Genomic DNA, 18861 nt, shown 5'->3' on the forward strand with positions numbered 1-18861 from the left:
GGTGCGAAGCACCCCCAATCCAAACGGACTGGATCAACCTGGCACACCGCGTTGACAGTGTTGGGGCCGCTGCGCAGCCCAGCGGGAGCAAGCTCCCTCGCCACAAAGGCAGGGTTTGTCCGGGCCTGGGTGTATACCGAAGTATTGATGGCATGGCCCAAAGGGTGAGGCGAGTGTCCCCACGTACAACAGACCGGGTGCGCCGCGGGGATTACGCTTTCAACACCTCGTCGCCGTAGGCCTTGATGGAGGACGCAGGCGATGAACGTGTCCACTCCTGACTCAATGGCCTGGTGCCTGGGGCGACGACTATGATGAACAGAAATGACCTGCGTCGTGCTGACATCAACCTGCTGGTGGTCTTCGAAACCATGATGCACGAGCGAAACGTGACCCGCGTCAGCGAAAAGCTGTTTCTCGGTCAGCCAACGATCAGCAGCGCCCTGGCGCGGCTGCGGTTGATGTTCGATGACCCCTTGTTCATCCGTTCCGGACGGTTGATGGAGCCGACCTCCCGGGCGCGGGAAATCTTCTCCAATCTGTCACCGGCCCTGGACGGCATCGCCGCTGCCTTGAGCCGTTGCCAGGCATTCGAGCCGGCCACCAGCGAGGCGACCTTCCATGTCGGCCTTTGCGACGACGTCGAGTACGCGCTGCTGCCGGAGCTGTTGCGCCGCCTGCGGGTCGAGGCACCTGGCACCACCTTGGTGGTGCGTCGGGCCGATCAATGGCAGGTATCCCAACTGTTGGCCAGCGGCGAGATTTCCCTGGGCATCAGCCCGACCCTGGAACTGCCGGCCAATGCCCGGCGCAAGACACTGCGGCCAATTCGGCCGGTGCTGTTGCGCGCCGACTCGCAGCCCGGCGAACTGACCTTGGACGAATTCTGCCGTCGGCCCCATGCCGTGGTGTCGTCCATGGGCAATGTCATCGATGATTCGGACCGCGCGTTATGCCTGATGGGCCGCCAGCGCCGGGTGGTCTTGACCGTGCCGCAGTTCAGCGCCTTGCCCATGCTGTTGGCCGAGAGCGATATGATCGCCATTGTGCCGGATTACGTTGCCCAGGCCATGGCGGTGACGACCGGCATGCGCGCGCAAGCGGCCCCGATCTGCTTGCCCCAGCACGCGCTTTCCATGGTCTGGCGCGGTGCCTCGCACAATGACCCGGGGGAGCGTTGGTTGCGTTCCCGTTGCAGCGCGCTCCTGGCCGAGCAGGGCGAGTCGCAGGAGGGATCCAGGCGAGTGGCCTGACAGGACGACGCCGCAGGGCTCGCGCTCAGCGGGAAAACCGGTTGCGATACTCCCGGGGGGAAATCGACAGGTGGCGCTGGAACGTGTGGCGCATTCGTTCCTCGTCCCCGAAGCCACAGGCGCGGGCAATCTGGTCGATGTTGCGCTGGGAGTCTTCGAGCATTCGACGCGCGGCTTCAAGGCGGAACATTTCCACGGCTTTGGCCGGGGTTCGTCCGGTATGGCGTTTGTAGACTCGGGCAAAATTGCGTGGGCTCATCCTGGCTTGGCGGGCCAACCGTTCGACGGTGAGGTCATTGTCGTCCAGGTGTTCGGTCATCCAGGCGTGCAACTCGTCGAACCCGGCACTGTCCTGCGTCTGGGATTGCAACAACTGGCTGAACTGCGCCTGCCCGCCGGGGCGCTTGAGAAACACCACCAACTCACGGGCTACCTGCAAGGCCACGTCGCGACCGCAGTCGGCTTCGACCAATGCCAGGGCCATGTCGATGCCGGCGCTGACCCCGGCCGAGGTCCACACGTTGCCCTGCTGGATGAAGATCGCATCGAGGTCCACCTCGATCAACGGGAACCCACTCTTGAGCATCTCGCACATGGCCCAATGGGTGGCGGCCCGGCGTCCGTCCAGCAACCCGGCCTGGGCCATGAGGAAGGTGCCGCTGCACACCGATGCGGTGCGCCTGGCGTGGGCCGAAGCATCGTGCAGCCATTGCACCAGGTCGACACAGTCGATCATCGCTTGCTGTATGTCCGGTGCACCGGGGACGATCAGGGTGTCGATGAGCGTCCCATCGAGTTCATGCAGGGCACGGGTGTCCACGACCAGGCCCTCGGCGCTTTGCATCAACCCGCCTGCCAGGCTGGCGGTGTGCATGGCGTAGCCGGGCAGGCCGCGTTCGGTCATGGCTTTGGTGGCGGCCCAGAACACGGTCTGGGCGCCGGTCAGGTCCAGCAGGCCCATCTGCGGGTAAGCGAGGAATACCACGGTGCGCGGTTGGGTAATGGACTCGGCGGCGATGCCGATGTCCAGGCTCATCTCGTTCATGATCGCTTCGCGCCGGGTGTTCGTCAGGGAGGTCTGCAAGGTTATCAAGGGATCGCGCTCGTGAGTGCGAATTCATGGGGCCGCATGTCGAACATTCAGGTGCTATTGATATGCTATTTAGGTATTTAAATTAATATTCTTATAGCTTTAAAGTCGTGATCGTCTTGTCTATTTACTGTGAGGTTCACCAGACCATGGCTTTCAAGCGTTCTGCGCTCACCTTGTTGGTTTCCCTGGCGGCGACGGCGCTGCTCAACCCCTTGGCCCACGCCGAAGGCAAGATCAGCATCGCCCAGCAATTCGGTATCGGCTACCTGATCCTCGATGTGGTCCGCGACCAGCAGCTCATCGAGAAGCACGGCAAGGCTCAAGGCCTGGATATCAAAGTGGACTGGAACAGCATTTCCGGCGCGACGGCGATGAACGAAGCCTTGCTGACCGGCGCCCTGGATGTGGTGTCGGCGGGCGTTCCGCCGATGCTGACGATCTGGGATCGGAGCCGCGGCAAGCAGAACGTCAAGGCCATCGCCTCGCTGGGGTCGATGCCCAACTATCTGTTGACCAACAACCCGAACGTGAAGAGCCTCAAGGACTTCACCGACAAGGACCGGATCGCCGTCCCGGCGGCGGGCGTCGGGTTCCAGTCGCGCACGTTGCAGATCGAAACCGCCAAGGTGTTCGGGAACGATCACTTCAAGAAGTTCGATGATATCTCGGTCAGCCTTCCGCACCCCGATGCAACGGCGGCGCTGATCGCCGGTCAGTCGGAAATCAATTCGCACTTCTCCAGCCCACCGTTCCAGTACCAGGCACTGCAAAGCCCCAACGTGCACAAGGTGCTCAGCTCTTATGACGTGCTGGGCGGGCCGGCGACGTTCAACGTGCTCTACACCACGGAAAAATTCCACGACGAAAATCCCAAGACCTACAAGGCGTTCTACGACGCCCTGGTGGAGGCGCAACGCATCATCAAGGCCGACAAGCCGGCCGCGGCCCAGACCTATATCCGTGTAGAGCAGTCCAAGTTGCCGCTGGCGCTGGTGGAAAAAATCGTCACTGACCCTGAAATCGACTTCACCGTCGTTCCGCAACGCACCTACATCTATGCCGAGAAACTGCATGAACTGGGCGTGCTGAAAAACAAGGCCGACAGCTGGAAGGACTATTTCTTCGAAGAGGCCCATGCCGACGCTGGCAGCTGAACCCGGGCCGCTTATCCGTTTTCGGCACAATTGCACCACCGGCCCACGGGGCGGAATGGAACTTGCCTGAGCTTTGACCCGTATGCCCTGGAATCATCAAAGGTCGGGTCAATGAACAATGACAACATGGTGCAGCCCGTGGTCTCGTCGGATGGGTTTCCGATGCTGCCGATCAATCGGTTTCGCACCACGGACATCGACGAGCACGCCCGGAACATGGGCGGTTGGCAGGTTTGCTATGACCAGTTGACCCCCGGGCGCTTCGACGGCGAATTGATCGAGTTCCGCTCGGAGTGGATGCAGCTGGTGCGCGACCGCTCTAACCAGGCCCTGACCAAGCAAGGCATGGCCTGGGAGGGCTCCATCACTTTCAGCGTGCCGCTGAGTGCGGACGGGCCGGTCTTTTGCTCCGGACACCCGATTGTCGAGTCGAGCCTGTTGGTTGCTCGTGGCCATAACCTGCCTGAGTTGCGCACGCCCCAACATCTGGACCTGCTCGGTGTCGCCGTCGACGAGCAGGCGTTGGAGCATGTGCTGGAGCGCCAAGGCAGTCGCTTTCGAATTACCGATCTTCCCAAGTGTTACCGTCTCGGCGACTCGACGCTGCCCGCCGAGCTTGCGGCGTTGTTCGATGAGCTTGAAGGGGGCGAGCAGGGGCGTGACTCATTGCTCGGCTACGAGTCGATCCGCCGTGGCCTGCGCGACACGGTGATGTTGCACCTGTTGGAACTGGTGGCGCCGGACGAGGCGCCGCCGCTCAACCCCACGGCGCGCAAACGCATGGTCGACCGCGCCCGGGAGTACGCCTTGGCCCATGTCGATGAGCCGCTGTCGATCCTCGACCTGTGCAACCACATTGGTGCCAGCCGGCGCAAACTGCAGTATTGCTTCCAGGAGACCCTGGGTATCAACCCCGTGGCCTATCTGCGGGCGTTGCGCCTCAATGCCGTGCGCCGTGAGCTGCGCAGCGGCGGCCATGCCCAAGGTGTGCAGGAGGTGGCGGCACGCTGGGGGTTCTGGCACTTGAGCCGGTTTTCCAGCGATTATCGGGTGCTGTTCGGCGAGACACCTTCGCAAACCCTGCGCCGTACCCAACTGTGCTGAAAACGGATAACGGCTGATCTGGCCGGCTCCCTAGGATGGCCCCAACACCACAGGGTTGGAGGGGCATTCGATGAATCAAAATAAAAAAGCAAACGCCTGGCGCTGTATTGGGTTGAGTTTGGGGCTGATCGGTGCGTGTGGCGCTGCCCATGGCACCGAAAACGGTGCGCCGACCACGGCGTTCGGGGTCTACGACTTCGGCGCGGGGATGATGCCGCCGGCCACGCCCTTTGGCACCGTCGGCCTGCGCACCGCGTTCTACTCGGCCAACGTGCAGAAGGATCGTCACGGCAAGTCCGTGGACAACAATTTGTCCCTGGATATCTTGTCCCTCGGCGTCGCCTACATGCACATGACCGATCACACCGTGCTGGGCGCCAAGTATGGCTTCGGCGCCGTCGTGCCGTTCTTCCAGATGGACGCCTCGGTACGGGTGCAGACCCCTGTCGGGCCGCTGGACCTGGACGCCGATCTGTTCCGCATGGCCGATATACAGGTGCTGCCGGTGATCCTGCAGTGGACCTTGTCGCCGAACCTGTTCGTCAACGCCCAGTTCCAGATCCAGGCCCCCACGGGCGACTACGACAAGGATCGCTTGATCTCACCGGGTCTCAACCACTGGACCTTCTCACCGATCCTCAACGCCACGTACATCTCCGACAGCGGTTTCGAGGTGTCTTCGAGCTTCGAAGCCGACATCAATACGCGCAACCACGCCACCGACTACAAGAATGGCGTCGAGTACCGTCACGAATTCGCCGTGGGCCAACACGTCGGCCCATGGACCGTCGGCGTGGGCGGTTTTTACTACCGGCAATTCACTGACGACGATGCGCCGGGCCTGGAAGCGGGCAATCGCGCCCGGGTGTTGGCGGTCGGGCCGGCGGTGAGCTACTTCAAGCCCGGCATACCCCCGGTGTGGCTGCATGTCTACAAGGAGCTCGATGCGCGAAACCGCGCCGAGGGCTACACCACGGCGCTGCGTATTTCTCACAGTTTCTAAAAGAGGCTCGCCATGAACCAATCAAATTCCGTTTCACCGGCGGCCACCCCGTCGCGCCAGGCCGGTTGGCGCGAAGGCGGGGTGCTGATGTTGGGCAGCAGCCTGACGATCATGGGCGCGGTGATGGTCACGCCCATCCTGCCCAGGCTGGGCGCCGAATTCGGCCCCTTGGAACCTCGGGCCGATCTGCTGGTGCCGTTGGCGATCACCGGCCCGGCCCTGGCGATTGCCGTGTGCGCGCCTTTGGCGGGCTGGTTGGCCGACAAGGTTGGACGCAAGGCCTTGCTGGTAATTGCCACGGTGCTCTACGCCTTGCTCGGCGCGTTGCCGGCACTGCTCGATAGCCTGCCTTCGATTGTGGGGGCGCGGCTGTTATTCGGCTGCACGGAGGCGGCGGTGATGACCTGCTGCGCGACGCTGATCGCCGACTATTGGCAGGGCGAGGAGCGGCTGCGCTACGTCAATCGCCAGGTGGTGACTATCGGCCTGGTGGGCGCGCTGTTCTTCGTGGTGGGCGGTGTGCTCGGCGAGCATTCATGGCGTGCGCCGTTCCTGCTGTATCTGCTGCCGTTGCTGCTGGTGCCGGCGATGCTGAAAGTGCTCTGGGAACCGCCGGTGGCGAAGCCACACCTGACCGAGCCACGCGTCGACGAGTCGGGGCCGGCCAAGGTCGCCGTGCTGCCACTGCTGGCCGGCTACCTGATGATCCTGGGCGGCATGGTCCTGACGTTCGTCATGCCGATCCAGGCGCCGACGCTGTTGGTCAGCCTGGGCATCACCTCTAGCACCATGATCGGCCTGGCCGCCGGGCTGAGCCTGCTGGCGACTTTGGGCGGTTCGATGATGTGGCCGTTGCTGCGCCGCCGCTTCGGCATCGCCGGTTGCAACGCACTGCTGCTCGGCCTGATGGGCCTGGGGCTGTGGCTGCTGATGCGCGGGCAAAGTTACAACGACGTGCTGGTGGCGGTGTTCGTCCAAGGCCTGGGGGCGGGGTTGCTGGTGCCCAACGTGATGGCGCCGGTGATGAATGCCTTGACCGCCAGCACCCGCGGCCGGGGCATGGGCGGGTTTACCTCGTGCCTGTACATCGGCCAATTCGTCAGTCCGCTGGTGGTGGCCTTGGTCATTGTCTTCGCCGGCGACCTGCGTCACGCCATCCAGTGGCTGGCCCTGAGCAGTTTTGCCTTGGCGCTGCTCTGGGTCGTTGTCGGCCTGCGGAGAAGGGCTCAGGGACAAGCAAGCACCGTCGGCTCACATCAATCGTCGTGACATAAGGAACCTGAAACATGGGTATGCAAGACATTCACCAACTGATGGACAGTGAAGATGCCACGGCGCTGGCCGAGTGGGTCAGGCGTGGCGAAGTCCAGCCCGGCGAACTGCTGGAAACCGCCATCGAGCGCCTGGAACGGGTCGAGCCACAGCTCAATGCGGTGGCCGAGCGCTTGTACGATTCGGCCCGGCAGGCGGCGCGCACGCCACAGGTTGGCCAAGGCCTGCTGGCCGGTGTGCCGACCTTGATCAAGGATCTGTTCTCGCCGGTGCTTGGCGCGGCGATGACCAACGGCTCGCGCGCGCTGGGCGACTGTCGGGCGGATTTCGAATCGGAAGTCGTGACGCGTCTGCGCCGTGCCGGATGCCAGGTGATGGGCACCAGCACCTCGCCTGAGTTCGGCACGTCGTATTCCACCGAGTCCGCGCGCTTCGGTGCCACCCGCAACCCCTGGAGCCTTGCACACAGTGCCGGTGGCTCCAGCGGCGGTGCCGCCGCGTTGGTGGCGGCCCGCGTGGTGCCGTTCGCCCATGGCAACGACGGCGGCGGTTCATTGCGCGTGCCGGCGTCCTGTTGTGGCGTGTTCGGGTTCAAGCCCAGCCGTGGGCTGATGCCGTCGGGACCGGTAATGGGCGAGGGCTGGGCGGGGATGGGCACGCCGCATGCGATCACGCTGTCAGTACGCGACAGTGCGGCACTGCTGGATGCTACCGCCGGGATGGACCTGGGCGCGCCCTATGCCGCGCCGGTCCAGGCGTTGCCGTATGTGATGGCGGTGCAGGCGGATCCCAAGCCGCTGCGCATTGCCCTGGTCGAACAGCTCGGCCCTTGGCCTACCGCGCCGCAAAGCCTCCAGGCGGTGGGCGAGGCGGCACGGTTGTGCGAGGCGTTGGGGCATCGTGTCGAACCGGTGAGCCTGCCGGTGGGGTTGCTGGAGTTTTTCGACTATGTGTTCACCATCATTGGCGCCAGCTCTCGGCACTATGTCGACCTGTTGGGCCAGATGCGCGGGTTTGCCGTGCAGGCGGAAGAGCTGGAGGTGCGTACCCGGATCATCTTGCGGGACAAGGGCAACGTCAGCGGCGCCCAATATGCCGCGGCGGTGGGATGGATTCATGCCCTCGGTCGGCAGTTGGCGGTATTCATGCAGGATTACGACGTGATCCTGAGCCCGGTGCTGACCCGCGAGCCGGTGCGGATTGGCGAGCTGGACCTGCAGGATGTGTGCATGAGCCTGGACCAACTGATCGAGCGCTACCACAGCTATTCGCCATTCACTGCACTGTTCAATGCCAGCGGCCAGCCGGCGATGTCGGTGCCATTGTCCTGGAACGCCAATGGCTTGCCGATGGGCGCGCATTTCGCCGGGCGCTTTGGTGAAGAAAACACCTTGCTGGCCCTGGCCGCCCAACTGGAACGCGCCCAACCCTGGCGCGGCCGAGTACCGCCGGTCAACGCCTGCCGGCGGTGAAACGGTGGGAGTGGGCTTGCTTGCGAAGGCGTTGGGGCAGAGGGCTCATCATTGACTGACCCTCCGCCATCGCGAGCAAGCTTGCTCCCACAGGGGGGATTTGTGGCGAACCCCGGAATTTGTGCAGCCCATTACCCTGTGGGAGCCGAGCTTGCTCCCACAGGGGGACTGTTTGTTTAAGGCCGCCGACAAACCTGTGGCGAGGGAGCTTGCTCCCGCAGGGCTGCGCAGCGGCCCCTTTGTGAGCGCTTCGCACTCAAGCGGGAGCAAGCTCCCTCGCCACGGGCCCATCATTTTTCTTAAGTAAGTAGCAGTACACAGTCCGCTAAGGGGCTTTGGGTGGGTTGGGCTCTGGGATGTTGCTCCAGAGCCCTTTTGTTGCTCAGTAGCGGATCATCACCGATTTCAGTTCGGTGTAGTCATCGATGAATGCACTGCCAAATTCACGGCCCATCCCGGAAGATTTGCTGCCGCCAAAGGGCACGGCCGGGTCGAGCAGGGTGTGCATGTTTACCCATACGGTGCCGGCTTCGATGGCGGGAACCATGCGCAGGGCCTTGCCCAGGTCATTGGTCCAGAGGCTGGCGCTGAGGCCGTAGGGCGTGTCGTTCATCAGTTCCAGCAGTTCTTCCTCTGTGTCGTAAGGGAAAAACGTGGCGATCGGGCCGAAGGTTTCTTCGTTGAGCAGGCTGTCGTCGCGGCGGTTGGCGAGGATGATGGTCGGCTCGACGTAGCAACCCGGCCCCTCGATCAGCTTGCCGCCGTGGACGATGGTGTTGTTCTGCGCGCGGGCCTTGGCGAAGAAATCCCCGAGTTTGTGCTGGTGCTGGCGGTTGGTCACCGGGCCGAATTCGGTGCGTTCGTCCAGGGGCGAGCCAATGGTGAGCTTACTCAAGCGCTGGGCCAGTTTGTCCATGATCGACTCGATCTGCGAGCGATGGACAAAGAACCGTTCCGCCGCCGCGCAGATTTGTCCCGAATGCAGGAAGCCCGCCTCGATGATGCCGTTGACCGCCACCTCGGGGTCGATATCACGCAGGAACCCCGCGGCATTCTTCCCGCCCAGTTCCAAGGTCGCACGGGTCAACCCGGCGCCCATGGCCGCCTGGCCCACCGCCAGGCCGGTGGGCACGGAACCGGTGAATGACACCTTATTGGTCCCAGGATGTTCGATCAGTCCTTTGCCCACCTGGCCGCCACCGGTCAACACGTTCAGGGCACCGGCCGGCAGCCCGGCTTCCATGGCCAGTTCAGCGATGCGCAGGATGGTCAGTGGGGTGAACTCGCTGGGCTTGATAATGATGCTGCAGCCGGTGACCAGGGCCGAGGCCAGTTTCCAGATGGCGATCATGGTGGAAAAATTCCACGGCACGATACCGACCACCACCCCGACCGGTTCACGCAAGGTGAACGCGGTGTAGCGTTCGCCGGCGAAGGACGGCAACGAGGGGGTGATCGTCTCGCCACCGATCTTGGTCGCCCAGCCGGCGTAGTAACGCAGGAAGTGCGCGGCCTGGTCGACTTCGAAGGCCCGGGAGATGTGGATGATCTTCCCCGACTGGCAGGTTTCGATCTGCGCCAGTTCCTCACGGTTGCGCTCCAACAGGTCCGCCAACTTGAGCAGCACATGGCCGCGGACCGCTGGCGCGGTTTGCGACCACTGCTTGAAGCCGCGACGGGACGATTCCACCGCCCCATCGATGTCGCCGGGGGCGGCGTCGCTGACCTGGGCGATGACTTGGCCGGTGGCGGGGTTGACGACGTCCAACGTCTGGCGGCTCTGGCTTTCGACGTAGCCACCGTCGATGAACAGGGCGTGATGTCTAGCGAGGAAGGCTTCGACCTGAGGCAGCAGGGCAATATCGCTCATGAGGGTTTCCTGATCGCGAACAAGGGAAAGCCCGAGGGTAATCCCGGCGCCACCGCCCGGCTTGACTGTGCCTGCCGCGCGGTATGTCTGTGGCTGCCAGCCCGAGCGATTGGCAGCCAGGAGCAAGGCCCTGTGCAGCCAGGGACAAGCCAGCCTGGCCGGTTTGCGATCAGATTCGGTTTCGAATTGATGGGCAAAGGGGTGGGCGATGTTTCTCCAGACCAACAAACAGAAATTGGCGCTGATCGAACAGGTGCAGCGTGTGCTGGCCGGCGAAACGGAGGCCACGCCGATGCTCGACGCGTATCCGCCACTGCGGATGGTCCTTGAACAGTATGCGGGGCAAATGGCGAGCGTTGCCGCGCAGTTGCACCAGGCCGAGGCACAAGTGCAAGCGCAAACCTTGCGCTGGCAGCAAAGCGAGCATGAGTTGAACCTGGCTCGCCAGCAACTGGAGCAAGCCCGCGAGCGGGAGCAGGTGCTTGAAGTTCGCCTGGACGAACACTGCCAGCGGTTGCATCAGCATCGGCAGGACACGCAGATCTGGGAACTGCTGCAGTCGACCCTGACGGAAGGCTGCTGGGACATTACCGTGGTCGATGGCGATCTCCAGCACCCGGCCAGTGGCATGCGTTTTTCCAGTCAGTTCCGTGCGCTGCTGGGGTACGGTCCTGGCGACCTGCCCGACGGCTGGGATGCCCAGGTCGGCATCACCCACCCGGACGACCTGCCGAAGATCATGGCCATTTTCGACCGCGAGATTCTCGGTTCCCAGGGCAGCGGCGAATACGTCTTCGAATACCGCATGCGTCACAAGAGCCGGGATTACATCTGGTGCCGCGAGCGCGGTCGGGCAGTACGTGACCCCCATGGCCAACTGGTGCGGGTCATCGGTGCGGTGCGTGATATCAGCGATGAGCGCTCGGCCCAGTCCACCCACCAGCGCATGCTGGAACAGAACCAGGTGACCTACGCCCAGATTGCCACGGTGGTGGGGGTGATCAAGGGCATTGCCGACCAGACCAATCTGCTCGCCTTGAACGCCGCGATCGAGGCGGCCAGGGCCGGAGATGTCGGGCGCGGTTTCTCGGTGGTGGCCGATGAGGTGCGCAAGCTGGCGCAAAGCACCCGGCAGGCAACCCACCAGATCCAGACCATGTTGCATCAGCACAGATAACAGACCAATCGCTATCCCGTAGGAGCTGACGAGTGCAACGAGGCTGCGATCTTCCCAAAGACACTTGCATCGAAAGCGAAAGATCAAAAGATCGCAGCCTACGGCAGCTCCTACCGTCGGTCGTCTAGAACGGAACCGCCACCACCAACTGGCTGTAGACGTTGGTGCCGTTGCCGCCCACCTGATTGCCCCCGTTGTCCGCATCCTTCTCAGGCGTGTACAAACCCACCAGCGGCGTGACGATCAAGTGTTCATTCACCGCCCATTCCACGTACAGGTCCAGCTCCCGGGCATCGAGGTTCAGCGCATGGCGGCTGTGCAGGGTCTGGTAGTCGAAGAACAGCGCGCCAAGGGTCACGTTTTCCGCCGGCTTGAGCTTGAGGCCGACGTGCTGGATGGCGGTGTTGCTGTTGAATGGCCCGGCGTAGTTGCCCGCCACTTCACCCTGGAACCAGGTGCCGTAGCCACGGTTCTGGCCGTTGAACATCGAGTCCCAATCCTTGGAATAGCGGCTGTAGCGATAGGTCAGGTCCGGCGTCCAGGGCAGGTCGGCGAAGGTGTAGCCGGCTTCGGCGTACCAGGCCTTCTCCGGGCCCGCGTCCTTGTCCTGCCAGGCATACTCGAAAGAGAAATGAGCATTTTCGATGCCGGCATTGCCGGCGCCACGCAGGCTGTAGATGTCCATGCCGTCGCGTTGCTTCTGGAAATCGCTGGCGTAGCGGTCGTCGACATCGAGGCCATGGATATAGGTCAGTCCCAGGGTGCCTGGTGCGGCGGTGTATTCCAGGGTGCCGGCGGCCATTTCAGTGTTGGCCTGGGCGCGGTTGTCGGACTTGATCCACATCAGGCTGCCATGCACGCCGTCCTTGCCGCCCAGGCGTACGACGGCGGTTTCGTCGAAGGCATGCCGGGCCGCCAGGTAATAGGCGCCGCCACGGTTGAGTTCGCCATCGGCCACGCCTTTGCCCAGGTTCAGGCCATCGTCATTGATGATGAAACCGTCGCCGAGGGTAATCACTTGGCGGCCGTAGGACAGATCGACACCGTCCTTGCCCAATGCCGGGAACAAGTCCCCCGAGCGCCAGCCGGCAAAGGCTTCGTCGAACTTGGTGGTGCGTTCGGAACCGTCGCTCAGGCCGGCCGCATCGCCATCGCCCCAAGTGCCGGAGCTGACCAGATTGGCCGTCCCGTAGACACTGCCCAGGCTGCCAAGTGTCTGGTCGATACTCAGGCCATACTTGATGAAACCTTCGCGCCAGCTCGAACCACCGGTGGTGCCGTCATAGTTCTTGCGGCTGTTGAACAGCCCGTAGACCGCCAGGAAGTTACCGGTGACGGTAGTGTCTTCGTCGGCGTAAAGCTCATAGGCCTGGGCCGATGAGTCGGCGACCAGCAGGGCGATGCCCAAACCGATGGCGTTGCGCAGCAAAGGTGTACGGCGTGTGTGCTCCATGGTGGATTCCCCAGTGTGATAGGACAGCAGAGCGCGCATTAAAGGGAGCGGCCCCCGGGGAAGTCTTTCACCTGCCTGCCAAGGAGTTGACCCAGGCCGCCAGCGTGGCGGTGTTGGCAGGCAGCAACAAAACCACCGGCAGACATGGGCAAGACGCCTGGGGCGGGGCGGCGCAGAGTAAGGCTGCACGCAACGCCGTTTCGATCAGGGACCGGTTGGGGAAGGCATGATCGCCGGGTCCTGGACGGCTGTGGCATCCATACTAAAAATCCGCTTTCGAGGACCTTGCACCATGTCGATCAATGACAGGCTCACCGAGCACTTGAACCGGGGTTCGGTGGGTTTTCCCACCGCGTTGGCCAGCACCATTGGCCTGATCATGGCAAGCCCCGTGATTCTCACCGCGACCATGGGCTTTGGCATCGGCGGCAGCGCCTTTGCCATGGCGATGCTGATCGCCGTGGTGATGATGCTGGCCCAGGCGACGACGTTCGCCGAGGCCGCGTCGATTCTTCCCACCACCGGCTCGGTCTATGACTACATCAACTGTGGCATGGGCCGTTTCTTCGCGATTACCGGCACCTTGTCGGCCTATCTGATTGTCCATGTGTTCGCCGGCACCGCCGAGACCATCCTGGCCGGGGTCATGGCCCTGGTGAACTTCGAGCACCTCAACACCCTGGCCGAATCGGCGGGCGGTTCCTGGTTGCTGGGCGTGGGCTTCGTGGTGGTGTTTGGGGTGCTCAATGCGTTCGGCGTCAGCGCCTTTGGCCGGGCGGAGATCATCCTGACATTCGGCATGTGGACCACCCTGATGGTGTTCGGCGTGTTGGGCCTGATCGCCGCGCCGGCGGTGGAGCTGGAGGGCTGGTTCGGCGCCTCCGTGGTGGGCACCGATCTGGTCACGGTGTTGTCGTTGGTGGGCATGGCCATGTTCATGTTCGTCGGCTGCGAATTCGTCACGCCCCTGGCACCGGACCTGCGCAATTCCGCCCGGACCATGCCCCGGGCCATGATGCTGGGCTTGTTCAGCGTCGCCACCTGCATGTTCATCTACGGTGCGGCGATGAAGCGCCAGGTGGAAAACGTGCTGCTCGATGCCACCAGCGGCGTGCATCTGCTGGACACCCCCATGGCGATTCCGCGGTTCGCCGAACAGGTCATGGGCGATATCGGCCCGATGTGGCTGGGCATCGGCTTTCTGTTCGCCGGTGCGGCGACCATCAACACCCTGATGGCCGGCGTGCCACGGATTCTCTACGGCATGGCGGTGGACGGCGCATTGCCGAAGGTCTTCACTTATTTGCATCCTCGCTTCAAGACGCCGTTGCTGTGCATCTTGGTGGCGATGCTGATTCCTTGCCTGCATGCGTGGTGGCTGGGCGGCAATCCCGACAACATCATGCACCTGGTGTTGGCGGCGGTGTGCGCCTGGAGTTTTGCCTACCTGCTGGTGACCGTGTCGGTGGTCAGCCTGCGGATTCGTCGCCCCGATCTGCCGCGGGCCTATCGCTCACCGTGGTTCCCGTTGCCGCAGATCCTGTCCAGTGTCGGCATTCTGCTGGGCATGTGGTTCATCACACCGCCCGGCATGAATCCGGCGGACATCTACGTGCCCTTCGCGGTGATGCTCGGCGGCACCGCGGCGTACGCCTTGTTCTGGACCCTGGTGGTGCAGAAGGTCAATCCATTCAAGCCAGCGTTGGTGGAAGACGTACTGGCCAAGGAGTTTTCCCATGAGCCAGGGCAACCTGTGGGCGAGTTTGTCGACCCTGCTGCAAAAGCTGTCTGAGGTATTCAGCGCCCAGCGCGCCCCGGCCGGTTATCGGCCCGGGGTGACCTTGGAACATGTGCGGCGCAACCTCGCATTGGCGCGATTCGAGGTCACAGGCCCGACCGTCGCCACGGCAGTCACCGACGACGGCAGCTTGCAGTTGGAAGTTGTCGAGCGCACCGAATCGCAGTTGTTGATGCACCTGGTGATGACCGAATTCGTGCTACGCGTGCCTGCTTCCCGAGAGGGCACTGCGCGCCTGGAGTTGCACCACGGCGGGGCTGTCCGGCGCAGTGGCATTCGTTGCCGGCAGCGTGACGGGCGCAGCGACCTGGCGGCCAGGGTGCAGGCGGCCGTGGAGAAGGACCGCGTGTTGTATCAGGCCCTCATGCCGCTGGATTTCAAGCGGCTGCGCATCGATCTGCAGGGCCGCCAGTGGTGCGTGCGCCTGGAACACATGGGCGGTAGCGAAGTGGTCAATCGCATGCCGGCCTTTCGTCGTTATATCCCGTTGAGCCGCGAGCAGCGCGGCGTCCTGCTGGCGACCTTGAGCGGCCTGCAGCGGGTATTGGCAACGCTCTGATTCTGTTGTGCTGTCCTGGCATTATTCCTGCTACGGCTCTGGCGATCAGGTACTTGTTGCGTGCATATAGATAACATGTTAACTATTGCCGCACAAAAACAAAAAGCCACTGCGGAGAATGCCATGAGCATGCAACAGGTTGGGCAGGACGGTCTGGACACCTGGAACCGGGATCTGCGGGCGACTTGCGGCCACTTCGATACCGAGCTGGCCTTCAATCGCGCGCTGTTCATTGGTGAAGTGTCGAATTTTCATCGGGGAGGCCTTGCCCTCGCCAACCTGCGGACCAATGCCGGTAACATCAAGCGTCACTCCCCCAACGCCGATCATGATGATGACCAGGATTGCCTCCTGGTCAGCCAGCGCAGCGGCTACTGCCGCATTACCCAGAACGGCCGGAGCATCCAGTTGGCGCCCGGTGAATTGTTGTTGATGGATTCGGCAGGCGCGCTTGAGATCACCCCGTTCGGCCTGATCGAGCACGCGGTGCTGTCCTTGTCTCGCCAGGACGTGTCGCGGCAACTGGGCGGGGAAACCAAGACCTTCGGCAAGGTTTCGTCCAGCAAGGCGTGTGGGCGGATGCTGCATGTATTGATGGATCAACTGTGCAAGGACACACCGGACGGCGAGGGCGCGGCGGGCGAGGGTGAAGCCTTGCACAGTGCCTTCGTTTCGCTGTTGGGCTCGGCCCTGGAACAGGGTAGCGATGGCCGTGACGAAGGGGTGGCGTTGCAGGGCAGCCATTTGCGCAGCTATGTGCAGAAGGTCATCGACGAATCACTTACCCAGCCAGGCCTCAGCCCCGTGGGCCTGGCCAATCGGCTGAATATTTCGGTGCGGCATCTGTATCGTTTGTTCGAAGAGCAGGATGACAGCGTGTGCCGCTACATCCAGCGAGCCCGGCTCAAGCGCAGCGCCGATGACCTGATCAACCCGTTCCTGCGGGACGAGTCCATTACCTCGATTGCCTACAAGTGGGGCTTCACCGATTCGGCGCATTTCAGCCGTTCGTTCAAGAAGCAGTTCGAGCAGTCGCCCAAGGCGTTTCGTTCCAGTCGTTTGCAGGTGGGGCAGGGGGTGGCTTGAGGGAGGCGTCGCTGGCTTGACGATCGCTATCGCGAGCAAGCTCGCTCCCACAGGGGATCGGTGGTGGTCGCCGATGCTGTGAACAACTCGGAAAAAACGGTGGGAGCGAGCTTGCTCGCGATGACGGTGGTACATCCACCCTCACCGCAAGCTGACTTACCCCACACAGGTTCAAACCTCCGGCAAAGTCGAACCCCCATCCACCACCAACGTCTGCCCAGTCACATAGCCAGCCAGGCTCGACGCCAGGTACAACATGGCCCCGGCGATGTCGCTCGGTTGGCCCAATCGACCCAGCGGCACCCGGCGGGCGATGTCCTGGTTGACCTCGTCGTCGCCCAGGTTGGCCATGGCCGGTGTGGCGATCATGCCCGGTTCGACCCCGTTGACGCGGACATTCTCGGCCGCCAGTTCCAGCGCGGCGTTGCGAATGAAACCATTGACCCCGGCCTTGGACGCCGCGTAGTGGCTGAGCCCCGGATACGCCACCCGCGGGCCGGTGACCGAGGAGGTCACCAGCACGCAGCCTCGGCCCTGGCGCCGGAACATCGGCAATGCGGCCTGGGTCAGCCAGAACAGCGCCGACAGGTTCACCGCCAGCGTTCGTTCCAGTATCGCCGGGGTGATTTCGGCGAACGGCGTCAACGGGAAATACCCGGCGTTGTGCACCAAGGTATCCAGCCGCCCCAAGCGTTGTTCCAGCGCGGTCATCATGTCGAAGATCGCCGTCGCGTCGGCCAGGTCAACCGCCACCGCTTGTACCTGACAGCCCACGGCGGTCAATTCGCCGGCCACTGCTTCGGCCCGGGCCAGGCCCAGGTCGGCAATCACCACGCGAGCGCCGCGCAGGGCAAACGCTTCAACGATGGCCCGGCCTATACCTTGGGCACCGCCCGTGACCAGTACGGTCTGGCCGCTGAAATCCAGATCGTCAGGCATCGCGGGCCTCCATCCGGCTGAAGGCCAGGGTCGGCACGTCGACGATGCTGGAGCCGCCATCGGCCACCAGCGTCGCCCCGGTGATGATCGACGCATCAGGCGAGGCCAGGAAACGGCAGACGTTGGCGATTTCCTCCGCACTGGCCGGCCGGCGCAACGGCACGTCGGCGCAGACCCGGTCGTAAGCCTGCTGCAACGTTTCGCCATGGAACTGCATCAATACCTGCATCTCTTCATCGGCCATGGGCGTGCGCACCCAGCCTGGGCAGACCGCATTGACCCGTACGCCGTGAGGCCCGTAATCCCTGGCCAGGGAGCGATTGAGGCCGAGCAACGCATGCTTGGCGGTGGTGTAGCCGCACACGTGGGGGCCTGCCGCCAATGACGCGATGGAGGCGATCAGCACGATGTTGCCGGCACTTTCCTGCAACAGAGGCAGGCACGCCCGGGCGCTATAGAAAGCGCTGTCGAGATTGCTGCGCAGGGCGGCTTCCCAGGCCGATGGCTGAGTCTCGGTGGCGCTGCCCATACCCAAGCCGCCGGCACAGGCCAGCAACACGTCGAGTCGGCCGTAACGCGCGTGAATCTGCTCGATGAAGCCGTCCCAGGTGCTCGGGCAGGCCGCATCGCCCACCAATACCAAGCCACCAATGTCCTCGGCGAGTGCTTCCAGGGGCTCGCGGCGGCGGCCGATCAGCACCAGGTTGGCGCCTTCGCCGGCATACAGCCGGGCGCAAGCGGCACCGATGCCGGTGCCGGCACCGGTGATCACCACGGTGCGTGAGTCAGGCATCGGGATACTCCGTCTGATTGAGCACTTGGCAGTAGGAACTGACCGGGAAATTGGAAAACTCATCGAACGACGCGCCGGCGTAACCGAAGATCTTGCCGTCGCTGCGGTGCTGTTGCAGGTCGATCAGTACCAGGCCCAGGGTCGGGATGATCTTTTCCCGCCAGACGAAGAGGTACAACTGGTCGGCGATCTTGTAGGTGTCGCAGCGATCGGTGTCGCACAGGCCTTGTTCAACGCCCTTCAGGCACTGCCAGGAGTAGAACTGGTCGTTGAGGTAAATGTGTTCGTAGACTTCGCTCGGACTGTAGCGATACAGGTTGCGCAGCCCCACCAGTTCGGTGGTTGGCGCGTGCGGGCACAGGCCAGGTTGCCAGGGACGATCGAGGCTGCCGTGGAGGAACTGCGCTTGAACCGAGGTCAGTGGCTTGCCGGCCAACGCGCGGTGGTAGAGACCTTCGCCGGTCTGCTCCTGGCTGGGCATGCGGCCGATCACGGCGGTGAACGCGGCGTTGGCGGTATCGAGCACCAGGCTTATCGACGACGTCAGCTCGCCTTCGCGCTTGATGAAGTCCACCAGGTACAGGCCCGGGCGCACCGAAGTGGCCCGGTAGGGCGCGGTGCCGCTGGAGTGCCCATCGGCGGCGTTCCAGGTCAGGGTGTCCTGCTCGAAGCGATGCTCGATCTGCCAGCCATTGGCGAAATGCAGGGTGAAGGTCTTGCCGTCCAGGTCGGCCAGGTTGGGCAGGATGAAGGCTTCGGGGGCAAAGCCATCGGCCAGGGCGCCGACGGTGATCCAGTCTGAAGATGTGCTCATTGCAAGGCTCCGGTGGTTGAA

The 18861-nt window shown here is 63.2% G+C and carries 15 protein-coding genes and 2 pseudogenes; 11 read left to right on the forward strand and 6 right to left on the reverse strand.

From position 1 onward, the window contains the following. The first annotated feature begins 311 nt into the window (after positions 1–311). Positions 312–1253 carry a LysR family transcriptional regulator gene (locus tag ACLH0I_RS14605; protein ID WP_411384553.1) on the forward strand — a complete coding sequence of 314 codons (942 nt, stop codon included), beginning with the start codon at positions 312–314 and terminating at the stop codon, positions 1251–1253. Positions 1254–1278: 25 nt separating this feature from the next. Here ACLH0I_RS14605 and ACLH0I_RS14610 read toward each other — a convergent pair whose 3' ends face one another. After that, positions 1279–2289: a GlxA family transcriptional regulator gene (locus ACLH0I_RS14610; protein WP_411387506.1), complete on the reverse strand. Its 1011-nt coding sequence runs from the start codon at positions 2287–2289 to the stop codon at positions 1279–1281. A 203-nt stretch (positions 2290–2492) separates the two neighbouring features. Between ACLH0I_RS14610 and ACLH0I_RS14615 the strand changes: the two genes are divergently transcribed. The 5 genes from ACLH0I_RS14615 (at position 2493) to ACLH0I_RS14635 (ending at position 8351) form a co-directional block, all read left to right on the forward strand. Continuing rightward, the gene (locus tag ACLH0I_RS14615) at positions 2493–3500 is read left to right on the forward strand and encodes an ABC transporter substrate-binding protein (RefSeq protein WP_411384554.1); all 1008 of its coding nucleotides are present in this window, start codon (positions 2493–2495) and stop codon (positions 3498–3500) included. A gap of 111 nt (positions 3501–3611) precedes the next feature. Next, on the forward strand, positions 3612–4604 hold the full coding sequence (locus tag ACLH0I_RS14620; protein WP_411384555.1) for a helix-turn-helix domain-containing protein: 993 nt from the start codon (positions 3612–3614) through the stop codon (positions 4602–4604). A 70-nt stretch (positions 4605–4674) separates the two neighbouring features. Then, the gene (locus tag ACLH0I_RS14625) at positions 4675–5607 is read left to right on the forward strand and encodes a transporter (protein WP_411384556.1); all 933 of its coding nucleotides are present in this window, start codon (positions 4675–4677) and stop codon (positions 5605–5607) included. Positions 5608–5619: 12 nt separating this feature from the next. Continuing rightward, positions 5620–6876 (forward strand): MFS transporter, encoded by a 1257-nt coding sequence (locus ACLH0I_RS14630; RefSeq protein WP_411384557.1) that lies wholly within the window; start codon positions 5620–5622, stop codon positions 6874–6876. A gap of 17 nt (positions 6877–6893) precedes the next feature. After that, entirely contained in the window at positions 6894–8351 is a 1458-nt protein-coding gene (locus ACLH0I_RS14635) for an amidase (RefSeq protein ID WP_411384558.1), read from the forward strand. Between the two features lie 382 nt (positions 8352–8733). On the opposite strand, the gene ACLH0I_RS14640 is transcribed toward ACLH0I_RS14635, so the two are convergent. Further along, positions 8734–10221, reverse strand: coding sequence for an aldehyde dehydrogenase family protein (locus ACLH0I_RS14640; protein WP_411384559.1), 1488 nt, complete (start codon positions 10219–10221; stop codon positions 8734–8736). 628 nt (positions 10222–10849) lie between these two features. Here ACLH0I_RS14640 and ACLH0I_RS14645 point away from each other — a divergent pair. Next, positions 10850–11092, forward strand: a pseudogene (locus ACLH0I_RS14645) (PAS domain-containing protein); the annotation flags it as partial. Between the two features lie 105 nt (positions 11093–11197). Next, positions 11198–11389 (forward strand): annotated as a pseudogene (locus ACLH0I_RS14650) (methyl-accepting chemotaxis protein); the annotation flags it as partial. Positions 11390–11522: 133 nt separating this feature from the next. Here the strand turns inward: ACLH0I_RS14650 and ACLH0I_RS14655 are convergent. Further along, positions 11523–12851, reverse strand: a complete 1329-nt coding sequence (locus ACLH0I_RS14655; protein ID WP_411384560.1) for an alginate export family protein — start codon at positions 12849–12851, stop codon at positions 11523–11525. 292 nt (positions 12852–13143) lie between these two features. Here ACLH0I_RS14655 and ACLH0I_RS14660 point away from each other — a divergent pair, with 292 nt between their 5' ends. From ACLH0I_RS14660 to feaR, 3 genes are all read left to right on the forward strand, one after another. Continuing rightward, on the forward strand, positions 13144–14643 hold the full coding sequence (locus ACLH0I_RS14660) for an APC family permease (protein WP_250964138.1): 1500 nt from the start codon (positions 13144–13146) through the stop codon (positions 14641–14643). Next, positions 14588–15208: a DUF3156 family protein gene (locus tag ACLH0I_RS14665; RefSeq protein WP_411384561.1), complete on the forward strand. Its 621-nt coding sequence runs from the start codon at positions 14588–14590 to the stop codon at positions 15206–15208. Before ACLH0I_RS14660 ends, ACLH0I_RS14665 begins: the two co-directional genes overlap by 56 nt. Positions 15209–15331: 123 nt before the next feature. Further along, positions 15332–16294 (forward strand): transcriptional regulator FeaR, encoded by a 963-nt coding sequence (feaR, locus tag ACLH0I_RS14670; protein ID WP_186707401.1) that lies wholly within the window; start codon positions 15332–15334, stop codon positions 16292–16294. 171 nt (positions 16295–16465) lie between these two features. Here the strand turns inward: feaR and ACLH0I_RS14675 are convergent, their stop codons facing one another. The 3 genes from ACLH0I_RS14675 to ACLH0I_RS14685 are packed head-to-tail and all read right to left on the reverse strand — an operon-like array spanning position 16466 to position 18840. Further along, positions 16466–17233 carry an SDR family oxidoreductase gene (locus ACLH0I_RS14675; protein ID WP_250964135.1) on the reverse strand — a complete coding sequence of 256 codons (768 nt, stop codon included), beginning with the start codon at positions 17231–17233 and terminating at the stop codon, positions 16466–16468. Beyond that, the gene (locus tag ACLH0I_RS14680) at positions 17226–18026 is read right to left on the reverse strand and encodes an SDR family NAD(P)-dependent oxidoreductase (RefSeq protein ID WP_411384562.1); all 801 of its coding nucleotides are present in this window, start codon (positions 18024–18026) and stop codon (positions 17226–17228) included. The genes ACLH0I_RS14675 and ACLH0I_RS14680 overlap by 8 nt, the downstream gene beginning before the upstream one ends. After that, positions 18019–18840 (reverse strand): molybdenum cofactor biosynthesis F family protein, encoded by an 822-nt coding sequence (locus ACLH0I_RS14685; protein WP_411384563.1) that lies wholly within the window; start codon positions 18838–18840, stop codon positions 18019–18021. Before ACLH0I_RS14685 ends, ACLH0I_RS14680 begins: the two co-directional genes overlap by 8 nt. Between the last annotated feature and the right edge of the window lie 21 nt (positions 18841–18861).

The organism is Pseudomonas sp. MPB03 (assembly GCF_046605385.1).
Classification (GTDB): Bacteria; Pseudomonadota; Gammaproteobacteria; order Pseudomonadales; family Pseudomonadaceae; genus Aquipseudomonas; species Aquipseudomonas zanjanensis.